The 16,009-nt window shown below is 65.0% G+C and carries 10 protein-coding genes; 7 read left to right on the forward strand and 3 right to left on the reverse strand.

What is annotated here, in order from left to right; genetic code table 11:
• Positions 1-114: 114 nt before the first annotated feature.
• Positions 115-3,000 (forward strand): TonB-dependent receptor, encoded by a 2,886-nt coding sequence (locus SPHPHY_RS19455; protein ID WP_051148280.1) that lies wholly within the window; start codon positions 115-117, stop codon positions 2,998-3,000.
• A gap of 132 nt (positions 3,001-3,132) precedes the next feature.
• Here the strand turns inward: SPHPHY_RS19455 and SPHPHY_RS19460 are convergent, their stop codons facing one another.
• Positions 3,133-4,833, reverse strand: a complete 1,701-nt coding sequence (locus SPHPHY_RS19460) for a putative bifunctional diguanylate cyclase/phosphodiesterase (RefSeq protein ID WP_022685743.1) — start codon at positions 4,831-4,833, stop codon at positions 3,133-3,135.
• A 246-nt stretch (positions 4,834-5,079) separates the two neighbouring features.
• Complete coding sequence (locus SPHPHY_RS20895; RefSeq protein WP_022685744.1) at positions 5,080-5,664, reverse strand: hypothetical protein; 585 nt, start codon at positions 5,662-5,664, stop codon at positions 5,080-5,082.
• Positions 5,665-5,772: 108 nt separating this feature from the next.
• Between SPHPHY_RS20895 and SPHPHY_RS0105720 the strand changes: the two genes are divergently transcribed.
• The 4 genes from SPHPHY_RS0105720 (at position 5,773) to SPHPHY_RS0105740 (ending at position 14,135) form a co-directional block, all read left to right on the forward strand.
• On the forward strand, positions 5,773-6,426 hold the full coding sequence (locus tag SPHPHY_RS0105720) for a response regulator (protein WP_022685745.1): 654 nt from the start codon (positions 5,773-5,775) through the stop codon (positions 6,424-6,426).
• A complete protein-coding gene (locus SPHPHY_RS0105725) occupies positions 6,423-8,498 on the forward strand; it encodes an ATP-binding protein (RefSeq protein ID WP_022685746.1) in 2,076 nt (691 codons plus the stop codon). The genes SPHPHY_RS0105720 and SPHPHY_RS0105725 overlap by 4 nt, the downstream gene beginning before the upstream one ends.
• A complete protein-coding gene (locus tag SPHPHY_RS0105730) occupies positions 8,495-8,863 on the forward strand; it encodes a response regulator (protein ID WP_022685747.1) in 369 nt (122 codons plus the stop codon). Before SPHPHY_RS0105725 ends, SPHPHY_RS0105730 begins: the two co-directional genes overlap by 4 nt.
• 1,018 nt (positions 8,864-9,881) lie before the next feature.
• A complete protein-coding gene (locus tag SPHPHY_RS0105740; RefSeq protein WP_196802129.1) occupies positions 9,882-14,135 on the forward strand; it encodes a YadA-like family protein in 4,254 nt (1,417 codons plus the stop codon).
• 46 nt (positions 14,136-14,181) lie between these two features.
• Here the strand turns inward: SPHPHY_RS0105740 and SPHPHY_RS0105745 are convergent, their stop codons facing one another.
• Positions 14,182-14,442, reverse strand: coding sequence for a hypothetical protein (locus SPHPHY_RS0105745; RefSeq protein WP_022685750.1), 261 nt, complete (start codon positions 14,440-14,442; stop codon positions 14,182-14,184).
• Positions 14,443-15,135: 693 nt separating this feature from the next.
• On the opposite strand from SPHPHY_RS0105745, the gene SPHPHY_RS0105750 reads away from it, so the two are divergent.
• Together SPHPHY_RS0105750 and SPHPHY_RS0105755 are read left to right on the forward strand one after the other, a co-directional pair.
• On the forward strand, positions 15,136-15,516 hold the full coding sequence (locus tag SPHPHY_RS0105750; RefSeq protein WP_156025029.1) for a hypothetical protein: 381 nt from the start codon (positions 15,136-15,138) through the stop codon (positions 15,514-15,516).
• A 27-nt stretch (positions 15,517-15,543) separates the two neighbouring features.
• Positions 15,544-16,008 (forward strand): hypothetical protein, encoded by a 465-nt coding sequence (locus tag SPHPHY_RS0105755; RefSeq protein ID WP_156025030.1) that lies wholly within the window; start codon positions 15,544-15,546, stop codon positions 16,006-16,008.
• Position 16,009 lies beyond the last annotated feature (1 nt).

The raw sequence follows: 16,009 nt of genomic DNA on the forward strand, positions 1-16,009 counted from the left end.
CGATCGTCGCATCTTACGGATAACGCTACCAAAAAGCGCTGGTAAAATCTTCTTTTATATATCACAGCCCGTTCAGGCCTGAACAAGGGCGGCTCGACCAGGAGGGGAACGGACATGCTGAACACGATCGCAACGCGACATCCACGCCGTCGGTGGCACGCAGGGGCGTCTGCCATCGCATTGTTGCTCGGCAGTGCCGTGCCGGCCTGGGCGCAGACGCCCGCCGACGATGCACCGCAGAGCGGCACCGTTTCACCGAGCGGCGATCAGCGCACCACCGACGATCAGTCCGACGGCGGCAATGCCGGTGCGGAAGAGATCGTCGTCACCGGTACGCGCGCCAGCCTGTCCAGTGCGCAGGCCATCAAGCGCAACGCCGACCAGATCGTCGATTCGATCGTCGCAGAGGACATCGGCAAGCTGCCCGATCGCAACGTCGCCGAGGCGTTGCAGCGGATCACCGGCGTGCAGATCCAGCGCAGCTTCGGCGAAGGCAGTTCGGTGGCGATCCGCGGCTTGAGCCAGGTCCGTACCGAGATCAACGGCCGCGACATCTTCACGGCCAACAACGGTCGCACCCTCAGCCTGGAGGACGTCCCGTCCGAACTGCTGGCCGGGATCGACGTGTACAAGAACCCGTCGGCGAACCTGATCGAGGGCGGCATCGGCGGCCTGATCAACCTGCGCACCCGCAAGCCGTTCGACTTCGACGGGTTCCGCCTGTCGGCCAGCGGCAGCAGCAATTACTACGACCTGTACGATACCACCAAGCCGCAGGCGAACCTGCTGGTGTCGGATCGCTGGAACACCGGCATCGGCGAGATCGGCGTCATGGTCGACCTGGCGTATCAGCAAACCGCCTTCCGGCAGGACCAGGTTTCCAGCCAGCCGATGTTCCTGCTGCAGGACGGGCTGAACGCTGACGGAACGCCGGTCAATGCATCGGACCGGCAGGTCGCGACGGGGCTGAACCGGCTCGGCACGCCGACCTACCTGGCCCATGGCGTCGGGATCGGCCAGTATCTCGGTGATCGTCGCCGCCTGGGCGTCGATGCCGCGGTACAGTGGCGCCCGACCGACACGGTCGAGGTCACCGCCGAGTATATCCGCTCGGACTACAAGTTCCGGTACGGCGACTACAGCTTCTTCGCCTACACCGGGCTGAACCCGATCATCCCGGACTATACGCAGCCCTTCACCTATGACTCGGAAGGCAATTTCCGCAGCGGCACGTTCGTCGACGTGCCGGTCAACGCCAATACGAGCCTCGAAAGCCGTCGCTCGGTCACCAGCGACTATTCGCTGAACGTGAAGTGGCGCCCGTCGGATAACGCCACGATCACTGCCGACGGGCAGTATATCAAGGGCACCACCGACGGCCAGCGGTCGATCGTGATCCTGGCGTCGACCGCGGAGCGGCTTTATCATTCGGTCGCCGAAGATGGTCCGCCGACCTTCTTCATCACGCCCGACGGCAACGCCGCCAACGGCAACGGGCTGATCACCGATCCGGCCAATTACGGCAGCGGGGTAGGCTATCTCGACCATATCGACCGATCGGTGGGCGATCAGTACAGCGCCCGTCTGGACGGCGAGTACAAGTTCGACGGCAGCTTCCTGAAGTCGGTGGCGGTCGGTCTGCGCTACACCGATCGCTCGGCGACGACCGACAGCTCGACCTATGCCTATTACGGGCTGAACCGGCCGCTCGCGCCGGGCCTGCTCGAGCTGCGGCCGTTCCGCGGCAACCTGTATCGTGGGTTCCAGGGCGTGCCGGACGGCGCGATCTTCTTCAATCGCGGCGTGACGCTCGACTATGACCGGACGCGCGCGGCGCTTGCCGATTACGTCGACCCGTCACAGCGTCAGGCGCTGCTGGACGGCGTCGGCTATGGCCCCAACGACCGGAACGTGCAGGGCGAGACGACCTACACCGCGTACGGCGTGGCGCGTTTCGGCACGACCGACTTCGTGCTGCCCTTCGACGGTAATCTGGGCGTGCGCGTGATCAAGACCCAGACCAGCTCGGCCGGGTTCCGCGGTGAATCGCCGCGGGTCCAGACCGGGGTGGACACCACCACCGGCCTGCCGATCTTCGGCAACGGCCCGGTCACGTTCGTGCCGGTCGAGGTCGACTCCTCGTACACCAAGGTGCTGCCGAGCCTGAACCTGACGTTCCATCTGACGGATCAGGTGCAGCTGCGGCTGGCGGGGTCCAAGGCGCTGACCCGGCCGGCGTTCGACCAGCTGAACCAGAACATCACGATCAACCAGAACGTGCCCACCAACGGCATCCCGACCGCCTCGTCGGGCAACGCCAACCTGCGCCCGCTGACCGCCGACCAGCTCGACGCCAGCCTCGAATATTACTTCTCGCGCACCGGATCGCTGTACGCCGCCGCGTTCTACAAGAAGGTCGACGGTTTCATCACCAACGGCGTCTTCGATGAGAGCTACACGTTCGGCAACGACACCGTGACCTATCAGGTCAGCCGTCCGGTCAACGGCGACAATGGCCGGATCAAGGGCGTCGAGATCGGCGGCAATACGTTCTTCGACTTCCTGCCGGGATGGCTGTCGGGCTTCGGCACGCAGGCGAACTTCACTTACGTCGATAGCGAGGCCCCCTCGCCGGATGCGGAGGACACGTCGGGCGCCCGCCTGTCCGTGCCGCTGGAGCAGCTTTCCAAGTACAGCTACAACCTCGTCGGAATCTACGACAAGGGTCCGCTGTCGGCGCGTGTCGCGTACAACTGGCGGTCGAAATATGTCGTGACCACCCGCGGCAACGGTTCCGGCAACCTGCCGATCTTCAACGATGCACGCGGGCAGCTGGACGCGTCGATCACTTATACCATCGCCCCCCATTTCGCGCTCACGGTCGATGGGACCAACCTGAGCAATGCCGAGAACCGGACCTATTACGGCGTCGCCAGCCGTCCGCAGTCGGCGGTGCTCAACGACCGCCGGATCAGTGTGACGGCGCGGCTGACCTACTAAACCGGGATGATCGGACAGTAGCGGGCATTCCGACGTGCCCGCTACTATTTCGCCCGGTCCACTCGGCAAGTACGCGCCTGTTTCCGTTGCAAACGGTAATCTTGACGTCAGTCGCTGGCGGTGACCCGCCGGTTACGGGTTGAGCTGGAATATCTTCCCGATCTCGTTTGCCGGCATGGGTCGGCCATAACGGAACCCTTGTGCCTCGTCGCAACCCAGGCGGAGCACGGCACCTTCCTGCTCGGCGGTTTCCACCCCCTCCGCGATGACCTGTAGTTCGAAGGTCTTCGCCATACTGACGACCGCGCCGACGATTGCTGCGTCACCGGCTTTACGATCGATGCGTTGAATAAAGCTGCGATCGATCTTCAGCCGGGTGAGCGGATATTTCTGGAGAAGGCTCAAGGAAGCGAATCCGGTTCCGAAATCGTCGAATGCAATGCCGACGCCGATGGCCTTCAGCCTCCTCAGAGCCTTCGTGGATTGTCGGCTATGTCGCAGGACAGTGGTTTCGGTAATCTCGATTTCGAGCCTGTCCGGCGCCATGGCGTGCCTTTGCAGGGCGGTGGTCACGACGTCGAAGAGCCGACCGGACCGCAACTGGGCAGCGAAAAGGTTGATGCCGACCCGCAATGTTCCCAGGCCTTCCCGTTCCCATTCGGCTGCAGTGGCGCACGCCTGTTCGATTATCCAATCTCCGACCTCCTCCGCGATGGCGCTCTCCTCGAGCACATCGATGAAAGCGTGCGGAGCGAGCAGGTCGTGATGCGGATGTCGCCAGCGAAGCAGTGCCTCGACGCCTGCAAGTGCCTTGTCGTGGAGACGCACTTGCGGCTGGTACCATAATTCGAATTCACCGTTCGCAAGCGCCGCGCGCAGCTCGGAGCCAAGACGATGCCTCGCCTCCGACCTGCTTTGCATGTCGCGCGCAAAGAACGAACGGGCGCCGCCGCCGCTGCTTTTCGCGCTGTATAGCGCCAGGTCAGCGCAGGAGAGCAGTTGCTCCACACCCGAGGCGTCCTTCGGCGCCATGGCGATGCCGATGCTGGTTCCGATGTACACCGATTGCCCCGCAAGATCGAACGGCGGATGCAAGGCCCGGAGGATGCCTTGTGCAAGATCATCCAGCCGCGACGGGTCAGCGCAATCCGACAGGAAGACGGCAAATTCGTCGCCGCCGAGCCGCGCAACGAAGTCCGGGGCGCCGATCAACGCGGTTAGCCGCGCACCGACGGCGGTGAGAAGTTGATCGCCGACCGAATGCCCGAGACTGTCGTTGACATGCTTGAAGCCGTCCAAGTCGAGCAGCATCAATGAGCAGGGCGCGCGGTCTAACTCCGTGCCGAGCAACTCGTGCAGAGCATTACGGTTCGGCAGCGACGTGAGTGTGTCGCAATTCGCGAGGTGCTGAAGACGGGCGCGCGCCGAATGCCGATCGGCGAAGTCACGCAGAAGCGCGCCGAACATGGGCGTACGGTCCTCGAACCACATCGACAGCGACAGATCGACGGGGATCTCACTGCCGTTTGCATGAAGCGCGAGGATGTCGACCGAATGACCCGCCAGGCGCGCGCGACCCGATTGAACCGCACGGGCAAGCCCGGCGTCGTGCGCCGCGCGCAACCTGTCCGGGATGATGATCGAGAGCGGTTTGCCGATCGCCTCTTCTGCGCTGTACCCGAAAAGCTGTTCGGCTGCTGTATTCCAGGAGAGGATCAGGTTGTCCGCGCCCGCGCAGATCGCAGCGGTCGCGGAGCTGGCGAGCATCTGCTCGTACCGCTCCGCCGTCGGCTTGCCCGCGCGCTCGACCGAGCTCTGTGTTCCCATCTGCATCTCAGTTCTGCCTCATGGGTAAGATGGCACGGAACGGTTAAGAGTTCGGCCTGAAGCGGAACTGGCGTAGCACTTTGAGGTGCCGGCATTTTCGACATGAACGGCGACCGTCTCCGCCAGGTCGCTCGCGTGCGTCGGGGCCGGCAATGGTTCGACGCCGCCGCAGTCCTCCACGGGCGATCGGCGCGGTCGGCCACTAAACTGATGATCGTGATCAACACCAGCCTCTTTGCCGCACGGTCGATGCTACTTCATGAGCCCGATCGTGGCGAGTGCGTGTGCCGTCGCGCGGCGGGTAGCCGGTGTGATCGGACGCTGGCCGTGCGCCACGCACAGCCACTGACGCCCGAGCCGGGCGAAGCCGAGCGTGCCCGCCAGGCCGGCGATCCGATGCGCATCCGCCGCGAGCATGGCATCGTCCGTTTCGCGCAACGCGGCTTCAAGCGTATTTTTTAAGCCATCGAGCAGCGTCGCAATGTTCGCTTCTCCGAAGGCGGCGGCGAGGCGGTCCAGAAGTGCCAGCCGTTCGGCGTGCATCCAGTCCGCGACGATCAGGGCGAGATCGTCGTGCAGGCGCGCACGATCAACCACGTCGTCGCAAGCCCGCGCCTGGGCCTCCTCAGCGGCGATCCAGCCCGCATCGGCCAAGGCGACGATCGGCACCAGTGGATATGCCACGCGTGCGCCAGCCGATCCCTCCACGCAGCAAATCACCAACTCGGGGGTCGCCCGTGCGTGTGTCCCCACGTCGGCGGCGATGCGGCAATCCCAGCCGTGCAGCGCGAGCACCGCTGCGACGGCTTCCGCCTCCGGAGCCACGATCAGGATCATGCTGGCCTCCTGCGCATCATCGAGGACGTCTTGCTCGAAATTAAAAAGATGGACACGAACGCCCTACTTTGGAAATGTGGACAAGAAGTTTAATGCAAGCAAGTCAATATGATAGAGAGTAGTGATCGAAAGCAGGGCGGCCGCGCGCTGGTCGCCGACGATCATCCGCTGACCCGCGAGGGGCTGGCGCTGGCGGCGCGTGCGGCGCTTCCGGGCGTTTCGATCGTGGCCGCCGGATCGATCAGCGACGCCGTTGCGGCCGCCGCGCACAGTACGCTGCGGATGATCCTGCTCGATTATCACTTGCCCGACGCACGCGGTTTCTCCGGCCTGCTCACGCTTCAGATGCAGGCGCCCACAACGCCGATCGTACTCGTGACCGCCAGCGAGGAGCCGCGGCTGGTGGAGGCGGCGCGTGCGATCGGTGCGGCGGGATACCTGTTCAAGAGCCTGCCGCTCGATCACCTCGCCGAGCGGCTGCGGCGCGTCGACGCAGGAGAGCGGGTGTTCCCGCCTGGCAACGAGCACGCACCCGCGCTCGACGATCTGCTCGCGCGGCTCGCCAAATTATCCCCTGCGCAGCGTGCAGTGCTGCTCGCGCTTGCCGACGGCCGGTCGAACAAGCGGATCGCGCACGACCTGACCGTCACGGAGGCGACGATCAAGGCGCATCTGACCGCGATCTTCCGCAAACTAGGGGTGAGCAACCGTGCCGAGGCCTTGCTGGCGGCGCGGCCCTTGCTGGACCACGACGCGCCGTGACCGTCGCGAAGCGCCCCCGGCCGCCGTCGCGGTGGCGCTTCGTTCTGGTGGCCGCGGTCACTCCCCTGGTGCTGGCGGTGCTGGTCGGCTGGACCGGCGCCGAATATACCCGTTCGGTCGCGGCGCAGGAGGCGGCGGCGCGCTCCGTGCTGCGGGAGCGTTCGCAGATGCTGTTGCTGTCGGCCGTGAAGGATGCGGAGACCGCGCAACGCGGCTTTCTCCTGACCGGCGATCCCGCCTTCCTCGGTCCCTATGCGCCGGCACGGGCGACGACGACGCGGCTGCGTGCCTTGCCCGGTGTCGCGTCGCCGCTCGCAGCGCGTTTGATCGACATCAAGTTCGCGGAACTGGACCGGACGATCGCGCTCTACCGTGCCGGCGACATCGCGGCGGCGCGGCGGGAAGTGGCGTCAGGGCGCGGCAAGCGGATCATGGACCAGCTGCGCGACGCGGTCGCGGACGACAGCGTGACGGAGCGGGCGCGTAGCTCCGAACGCTCCGCCGCCTTCGCGCATTATCGTGACGAATTCTATTGGCTGCTGACCGTGACCGGTGCGGTGTCGAGCATGGCGCTGCTGGCGATCATGATCGCACTCTGGCGTTCGCGCTGGGAGCGTTACGAGGCCGCACGCGTCGCGCACGACGTCGCGGAACGCAACGCCGCGATCCTGGCGAGCACCACCGACACGCTGCTTATCGTCAACCCGAGTGGCTCGGTAGAGATGGTCAACGACGCGGGTTGCGCGCTGCTCGGCTATACGGCGGCGGAACTGGAGCATCGCGATCTTTCGACGGTGCTGCGGCTGGGGGAGGGTAGCGGCGACTTCCACGCGCGGATCGGGCTGCGCGACGGACGGCTGGTGCGCAGCTTCCTGCCCGATCAGGCGGTACGACGCCGCGACGGCAGCGCGGTGATCGTCGATGTATCGATCGGGGTGATGCGCGTTCGCGATGGCGACCATCTGGTGCTGTCGCTGCGCGATGCGTCGGAGCGTGCGCGGATCGAGCGCGCGAAGGACGAACTGATCTCGACCGTCAGCCACGAACTGCGCACTCCGCTGACCTCGGTGGTCGGATCGCTGGCATTGCTGCGCGCGGGCGTGCGCAGCGACTGGACCCCGCAGGCGCAGCGGCTGATCGACATCGCCGACAATAATGCGCGGCGGCTGATCCGGCTGATCAACGACATGCTCGACATCGACCGGATCGAATCCGGGCAACTGACGATGGCGCGCGACACGCTCGACGTGCGCGCGGTGGTGGCGCAGGCGGCGCTGGATGCGGAGGGGCTGGCGCGTAGCCGCGACGTCCGGCTGCGCAACGTGCCGGCGAACACCCCGGTCATGGCGCTGGGCGATGGCGGGCGATTGTTGCAGGTGGTCACCAACCTGCTGTCGAACGCGATCCATGCGTCGCCGGGTGGCGCGAACGTGACCCTGTCGACGTATGCCGCGGCGAGCCGCGCGGTCGTGAGCGTGGCCGATCGCGGGCCGGGTGTGCCGGCCGCGCTGCGCCAGCGGCTGTTCCGTCGCTTCCAGTCGCAGCGGCAGGATGGCACCGGGCTGGGCCTTGCCATCTCGCGGGAGATCGTGCGGCGGCTTGACGGATCGATCTGGTTTGAGGATCGTGCCGGCGGCGGCACGCAATTTCTGTTCGACCTGCCGCTGATCCAGCCGCCGGGCGTCGTCGCGGCAATCGACGGGGCGCTGCCGGTCGTGCTCCACCTCGACGACGATCCCGACCTGCGCGAGACGGTCGCCGTCGCGCTGGCGGGCGTCGCGACGATCCTGCCCGCCGCCAGCCTGAGCGCAGCGCGTGCGGCGCTGCGCGGCGGCGCACCGTCGCTCGCGCTGCTCGACATGCAGGTCGTCGACGGCCACGGGCCGGAACTGATCCCCGAACTGGTCGATGGCGACGGCCGCGCGCTGCCGATCGTGATCCTGTCGGGGCAGGACGTGCCGGCCGTGCTGGCGGCGCGCGCGGCGGTGGTGCTCACCAAGGGACGCCACGGCATGGCAGACGTGGTCGAGACGGTCAGGCGGTTGCTGGCGGCGCGCGAGGAGGAAGTATGATCGGGCCGCTGCGTCTGTTGTTCGTCGACGACGACGCGGACATCCGCATGATCGTCGCCCTGACGCTCGCGCGCGATCCCGCGATCGCGCTGGATGCGGTCGCCTCCGCAGACGAGGCGCTGGCGCGGATGCGCGTCGGCACGCCGCCCGACGCCGCATTGCTCGACGTGTCGATGCCCGACATGGACGGCCCGACACTGGCCGCCGCGCTGCACACGATCGCGCCGCGGCTGCCGGTGATCTTCATGACCGCGCACAGCCGCGAGCGCGAACTGGCGGTGCTTCGCGCGGCCGGCGCGGTCGGGGTGATCGTCAAGCCATTCGAGCCGCTGAAGCTGGTCGACCAGATCCGCGCGCTCCTCTAGAGCCGCTTCACCTTGCGTCCGCGCGCGACATGGTCGGGCTTCAGCCGCCGCGTCGCGAGCGGGCCCTGCCGTGTGTAACGGTCCTGTGCGATGTCAGTACTGACCCACACCTTACGTCCCGGGAAACCCCGATGCTCCGGCCGGCGCTGAACGCCAGCGTCCGGCTGCTGATGCCAGCTGCACCGATCCCTGCATCCCGATGTCGACGCGCGTGCCGACGTCGTGCCGCGGTTCCGCTTTGGCGACCTGCGTAGGCCCGGTATATCATTCGCAGCGAAGCTGCCGTGCCCGGCATCTCGGCCCCGCTGCGATAGTCGAGCGCGATGTTGTTGATCGCGCGTCGGCACCCGGAACAGGCGGCTGTCCGTGCCGACGCCCGATACGTTGCCGTTCGTCACTCCTTCATCGGCGCCCGGCCAGGCGGAGGCGGCGATCCCCGCGCCGGCGGCGCCCCGGCTCGAACCAAGGCGCGCCGATCAAGGCTCCTGCTTTGGCCCGCTCGTTCTCATCCAGTAGATCGCAAAGCACTATCAGCAGCGATCAGCCTGCTCGAAGGTCGCGCGGGCAAGTCGGGCTCGCTTCTGCTGACACCGACGCTCGAGGCTCAGCGTGCCCGATCCGGAAGGAGAACGTGAAGGCTAAGCTGGCACTGCCACATACCGCTTATGGTGAGCTGGAGGGCGCGCCGCGTCAGTATGCCTAAAAGATGGTTAAGACACTGAGTGCTTACATCCTGTCGCGATTCGGCTCTGCAGCGACTTTATGATGCCGTAGATATTGCAAAAACAGCGTTAGCCATTCGACCTTGGTCTAATTTCCACGGTGTTAACAATGTAAATTTTAGTTTGTTAACCAGGCGCCGCGATGCCTGTGCTCTCGTGAAGCGGGGGTTGTTATGTCTTATCAAGCATCGGCAAGTGACCGGAATGTCCGGCGTCGACTGCGTAATTCAACTTGCATCACGACTGTTTTTGCAGGCGTGGCCCTCCTGAATGCGGCTCCGTCCAGTGCACAGCTGTTGACACTGACCGGCCTTTTCAATGATTTGAATATCTTGAGTGCGACTGTGAACGACCAAGGTGTCAAGATCACCGCCAACACCAATCTCACCAACGCTTTAAACACCAACGTCAACGCGCTTACGACGACCGTCAATAATCAAGTCACCGCACTTCAAGCTGTCCAGGCGACCGCGACAGTGAACGCGAACTCGATTGCCACTGTCACCGCGTCGGTGAATCAGCAGCAAACGCAACTCACCGTGAACAGTAACCTGCTGAATGGGCTTAGCACCGGTCTGGGCACGCTTGGCTCCACCGTCACTTCGCAGGCTACCGCCCTTGGGGGTTTGCAAGCCACCGTCAACGGCAATGTCTCTGATCTCGCTGCACTGTCCACGACAGTGAACCAGCAGGGCTTGCAGCTCACCGCTCGTCTCGGCGCACTGGACACACTGAGCGACGGCGTGACGTCGCTCACCGGCACGGTGACCGGGCAGGGCCAGGTCGTTCAGGCGCTACAGGGCAGTGTGGCGACGGTGGCGAACGATGTGGGAGCATTGACCGGCACCGTCGGCAGCGTCGTTCTGGACGTGGCAGCTGCAACCACCCAGCTCGCGCAGCAGGGCACCGATCTCGGCGCACTTCAGGCGAGTGTTGGCGCGAACGCGGCTGACGTCCTCGGGCTTCAGGCAACGCTTGGTGCAACGGGCATCGACGTGACGGACCTGCAGACCCATGTGGCTGACCACGAGCTGCGCATCGCGGCCAACACCGCACAACTTGGCACGCTCGGCGCGACCGTTACGGTACAGGGTACCATGCTGGATCAGCAGGGCGGCGACATTGCCACTGCGGCAGCTAATATCGCGAGCCTCCAGGGCCTCGTGAACTCACAAGCCGGTACGTTGGGCGCCCTTGGCACGACCGTTACGGCGCAAGGGACGCTGCTGGGCGAGCAGGACACTCGCATCACCGCCAACGCGGATGCGATCCTGTCACTTCGCAACATGGCCGTCAGCGGCAATGCAAGCCCCCTGCAATATACCACCCTGGCAGCTCCGACCGTGGCGACGACGGCAGCAACCAACGACGTAGCCGTTCTTGGTGCGGAACCCGGCCCCGTTCGGATCCACAACGTCGGAGACGGACAGGTCGTCGCCAACTCGACCGACGCGGTGAATGGCGGGCAGCTTTTTGCCGTGGGGCAGCAGGTCGACGGACTTGCGGCGATAGCGGTGCAGTATGACGATGCAACGCACGCTCGTATCACGCTCGGTGGAAGCGGTGCTGCGCCTGCAGTGATCGCCAACGTGGCACCGGGAAGTCTCACTTCCGGATCAAGCGAGGCCGTCAACGGCGGACAACTTTCGGATACGAATGCTCTGGTCGCTGCGCTTCGCGGCGATGTCACCGTTCAGGCGCGCGATCTCTCGGTCGCGCAGAGCGATATCTCGGTCCTTGGCGGCACGTTGAACGCGCAAACCGCCCTGCTCGGCGCCAATGCCGCTTCCATCTCTTCGCTCCGCGACGACGTTGACAATGGTGCGATCGGCCCCGTCCGCTATTCGGATCCCGCGGCGCCCGTACTGCCGAACGGCGGGACGATTACGCAAAGCCTGGCGCTTGTCGGTCGCGACCCCGCGCCCGTCAGGCTCCACAACGTCGGCGACGGCCAACTGGCAAGCGGCTCGACCGATGCCGTCAACGGCGGACAGTTGTTTGCGCTGTCGCAGCGTTACCAGAGCTTTGCCGACCTGGCGCTGAGTTATGACGATGCATCGCATGCATCGGCGACCCTCGGGGCCACCGGAGTGCCTGTCGCTCTCCGCAACATCGCCGCGGGCACGCTGGCCGCAGGCTCAAACGATGCCGCGACTGCCGGGCAGTTATTCGACACCAACCGGACCGTCGCTTCGCTCACCAATCTGGGACAGCTGCAGGCCGGCATGATCGGCACGTTGGACACGCGCGTGGGCGATCTTTCGCAGGATCTCGGGCAACTCGGCCTGTCGATCGACACCGGTTCGCGTGGGCCACTACGGTATGCCGACATTGCGACTCCGACCACGCCCAACGGGGGAATTCTCTCGCAGGACCTGACACTCGTCGGGGCGGGCAGCGGGCCCGTACGGCTTCACAGTGTCGCGGATGGTCTCATCGCTGCCGGTTCCTTCGATGCAGTGAACGGCAACCAGCTCTTCCTGCTCGGGCGTAGTGCGGCAAACGCGATGGGGCCGGGCTTCCGCTATGATTCCGTTACCGGCTTCTCGGGCAACTTCACTTTCAAGGGCCAGTCATATGGCTCGGTGCAGTCTGTATTTGGCGCCATAGAGACGTCGCTCGGAACGTCGGCCGGCAATGTCCCGGGTACGGGCGGAGCCGCTGTCGATCCCGACAGCATGAAGTATTTCCATGCGAATTCTACGATGGTCGACAGCGAGGCCACCGGCTTTGACTCGACAGCCATCGGGCCGGCCTCGACATCGTCGGGCGTTGCCGCGATCGCGGTCGGACGAAATGCCGTAGCAGGCGGTGACAGCTCGGTTGCGATTGGCGACGGGGCTGCGGCGATGGACGGCAAGGCGGTTTCGATCGGCCTTGGCAACGTTGCGTCGGGCGACGGCGCTGTGGCGATCGGCGACCCGAACTATGCGACGGGGGAGGGCGCCACCGCACTCGGCAAAGACAATAACGCGACCGGCGTCGGTGCAATCGCGCTTGGCAACATCAACGTCGCGGAAGGCAACGGCAGCACCGCTATCGGCTCGATGAACCGCTCGAGCGGACTTGGTGCCGCAGCGCTCGGTTATACCAACATCGCCGCGGGCAAGGGTGCGATAGCCATCGGCACGCACAACAGTGCGATCGGCGACGGAGCGCTGGCGATCGGCGCCAACGTCGTCACCAACGCCGCTGATACACTCGCCATCGGCAACGATGCCAGTGCTAACGGCATCCGTGCCGTTGCGATCGGCAACAGCGCGGCGGCAACGGCGGTCAACGCGGCAGCCTTCGGCTATGACGCCGAGGCAGCGGCCGACTACTCGACAGCCGTCGGGACAATCGCGCGCGCTGACGGGTTCGGCGGAACGGCGCTTGGCACATTGTCCAGCGCCAGCGGCTATGCCGCGAGTGCCTTTGGTTCGGGCGCGATCGCCGACAAGGAAGGAAGCGTCGCCCTCGGTTCTGCTTCGCAGACGATGCGCGGTGCGGTGAGTGGCTACAGCGCCTTTGGTACCAGTGGATTGCAGCAGTCGCTGGGCGAAGTCGCGATCGGGCGTAACCTGGCCTACATCGACCCGCTCACCAACATCTCCACGCCGACGGGCAACCGGCAGATTACGGGTGTCGCCGCAGGTGCCGAGGACACCGACGCGGTCAACGTCTCGCAGCTCCGCGGTGTGTCCGGCACGCTGGCCGCGGTGTATGTCAGCGGTTTCGGCGGCGGCGCGCGCTACGACAGCACCACGGGCTCGCTGGCCGGACCCAGCTACACGCTTGGCGGCGTGACCTACTCGAGCGTCGGCGATGCGCTGCAGGCGATCAATGCGCGCCTGGACACTGCGGCTGGTGCCGGCGACGCGAACGCGCCCGGGAACAACGCTCCGCCCGCCACCCCGGCGATCGATGGCGCTGTTTCTGCGGGAACGTCTCCGCCGGTCAATCCGTCGACGGATAATGGCGGGAATAGCGCGGCAGCCACCAACGTACAGCTCGCCGCCGCGACAACACAGATCGCCGCAACCACTACCCGGGTAGCTGCCGTCGAGACACGCGTCAGTTCCGTTGAGACAAAGGCCGAGCAGGCGCTTGCCGCCAGCGGCCGGTCCATCCAGTATGACGGTGATGGGGAAACCTCGATCACGCTGGGCGGTGATAAGGCGGTAGCCCTCCACAATCTGGCGCCGGGTACGGCCGACAACGATGCCGTCAATGTCGCACAGCTCAACAGTGCGATGAACGGCGCCGTCGACGCAGCGAACAGCTATACCGACCAACGTGTGGCCGCTCTCTCGTTCGACCTTGGTCGCGTCAACCGTGATCTAAGTGCGGGAGTTGCCGGAGCGTTGGCAATGGCCGGAATGCCTCAGCCCTATGAGGAAGGAAAAAGCATGTTCTCGCTAGGGGCCGGTACTTTCCAGGGCCAGTCTGCAGTTGCCATGGGTGTGTCGCGGATCATGAGCGACGGACATGCCATCATCAAACTGGGTGCAACGTACAACAGCCGCAAACGCGTCGGCGCAAACATCGGTGTCGGTTACCAGTTTTAAGCGCGATCGATTGTCCAGGCGGGTGCAAGAAAGCACCCGCCTGGAATCAATCCTGTGCGATCTTGCTGGCTTTCGGGGATTTATAGCCCGGCAGCATGCCGGCGAATGATTGTGCGAAGGCGTGGTGACGCTCAACGGGAACTGAGGCGACCATCGCATCGGCGATCGCCTTGATTTCGTCCTGCGTGAGCGCCCCGCGGTTATGGAGCGTCTGCAACAGTGCCACCACACCGATGTAAGCGGTATCGGCCTGGTGCATTACCGCTTCGATCGCACCCGCGATCTTATGAACATCGGCGACTGCCATGGCGAGTGGTTCCTTTCCTAAGCCCTTCGGGCATCATGATAATTGATGAGACAGTCCGCAAGTGACACCGGCTGCCCGGACGCTTCGGCATATTCGTGGACGCCACGCCATGCGCAGTTCGAGGCGGCAAGGCGACCCAAGGTCTGCATGATGGTCGGCTCAGGCAGCATTGTCGTACTTGCCAACGAGTGCTCATTCTGCGGACGGCCGCAGCGCCGTTTTTTCAAACTCACGCGTGCCGTCGTCCTGGCAGGGTAGCAGCCGGATCAGCCCGAGCACACCTCAAGCCCCGCTCAAGATGAGCAATCGCTTCGAACTGGTCGCCTGCTCACTCTAACCTGTGTGATTACCATAAAGCAGGGGTAGAGAAAAGTTGGTCTGAATCTTAGACTTTAGTCGAAGTGAAGGGGAAGGGCTGCCGAGTCATTAAGCACCCTTATCTACCAAGGGCGCTGTGTTTTTACTTCGTCAACCGAAGTGTCCTCAGGAGATGCTCGCATGACCTATGTTACCGCAATGCACTCGCGTTCGATCGCGAGCGCAGTTGGCGCGGGCTTCGCAATGCTGTCCATCCTCTTTGCTCCCGTACAAGCAGACGCATCAACGCAAGGTAGTCTTGGCGCAACTTCGACGGGATCGGTCACGATTACCGCAAGCGTCGCAAACCGCGCGCAGATCACCGGGCTGAGCGATGTGGCGTTCACCAACGTCGATCCCGCGAGCGCCGCCACCGCCGCGCAGAGCAATTGCGTCTGGAGCAACACGGCGACCAAGGGTTACAGCATCACCGCAACGGGCAGCGGGACCGCCGGCGCGTTCACGCTCGCCAACGGCAGCCTTTCCGTACCCTACACCGTGCAGTGGAACGCCGGCGGCGGGCAGACCAGCGGCACTGCGCTGACCGCGAGCACGGCGCTCGCCGGCATGACGAGCACCGCGGCCAATCCGACGTGCAGCACCGGCGCAGCCACGACGTCCAGCCTGATCATCGGCATCGCCGCGTCGAACCTGCAGGGCATGACCTCGGCAACGAGCTATACCGGCTCGCTGACGCTCCTCGTCACGCCGCAGTAACCCGGACCGTCGGCCCGAACGGTGAAGGTGATCCGGCGTATCGCGACGGCGGCCCTTGCATTGGTGGCCGTGGCTGCCCCTGCGGCAGCGCAAAGCGTCCAGGTCAGCGGCCTGACCGACGTCGCGTTCGGTACGATCGGCGCATTCGGCACTGATCTGGTCCGCAGTCAATCACTCTGCGCCTTCAGCGGGCTGCTGGGCGGACGTTACGCGGTGACCGCATCGGGCTCCGGCGCTGGCGGCGCGTTCACGCTGTCGAACGGTGCCGCCGCGCTGCCGTATGAAGTGCAATGGAGCACCGCCGCGGGGCAGAGCGCGGGCACCAGCCTGACCGCCAATGTCCCGCTCGCCGGGCAGACGATGCTGCTGAGCTGTCCCGTCCTCCAGACGACGAATACAAGCCTGATCGTGATCCTGCGCGCCGCCAACCTCGGTGTCGCGACCGCCGGCAACTATTCCGGTACGCTGACCGTGATCCTGGCGGCCAATTGAC

Source organism: Sphingomonas phyllosphaerae 5.2 (assembly GCF_000419605.1).
GTDB lineage: Bacteria > Pseudomonadota > Alphaproteobacteria > Sphingomonadales > Sphingomonadaceae > Sphingomonas > Sphingomonas phyllosphaerae_B.

Coding starts and splice junctions, on each gene's coding strand:
- SPHPHY_RS0105745 (WP_022685750.1), bottom strand. CDS start 14,442: ATGGCAGTCGCCGATGTTCATAAGATCGCGGGTGCGATCGAAGCGGTA.
- SPHPHY_RS20895 (WP_022685744.1), bottom strand. CDS start 5,664: ATGATCCTGATCGTGGCTCCGGAGGCGGAAGCCGTCGCAGCGGTGCTC.
- SPHPHY_RS19455 (WP_051148280.1), top strand. CDS start 115: ATGCTGAACACGATCGCAACGCGACATCCACGCCGTCGGTGGCACGCA.
- SPHPHY_RS0105720 (WP_022685745.1), top strand. CDS start 5,773: ATGATAGAGAGTAGTGATCGAAAGCAGGGCGGCCGCGCGCTGGTCGCC.
- SPHPHY_RS0105730 (WP_022685747.1), top strand. CDS start 8,495: ATGATCGGGCCGCTGCGTCTGTTGTTCGTCGACGACGACGCGGACATC.
- SPHPHY_RS19460 (WP_022685743.1), bottom strand. CDS start 4,833: ATGCAGATGGGAACACAGAGCTCGGTCGAGCGCGCGGGCAAGCCGACG.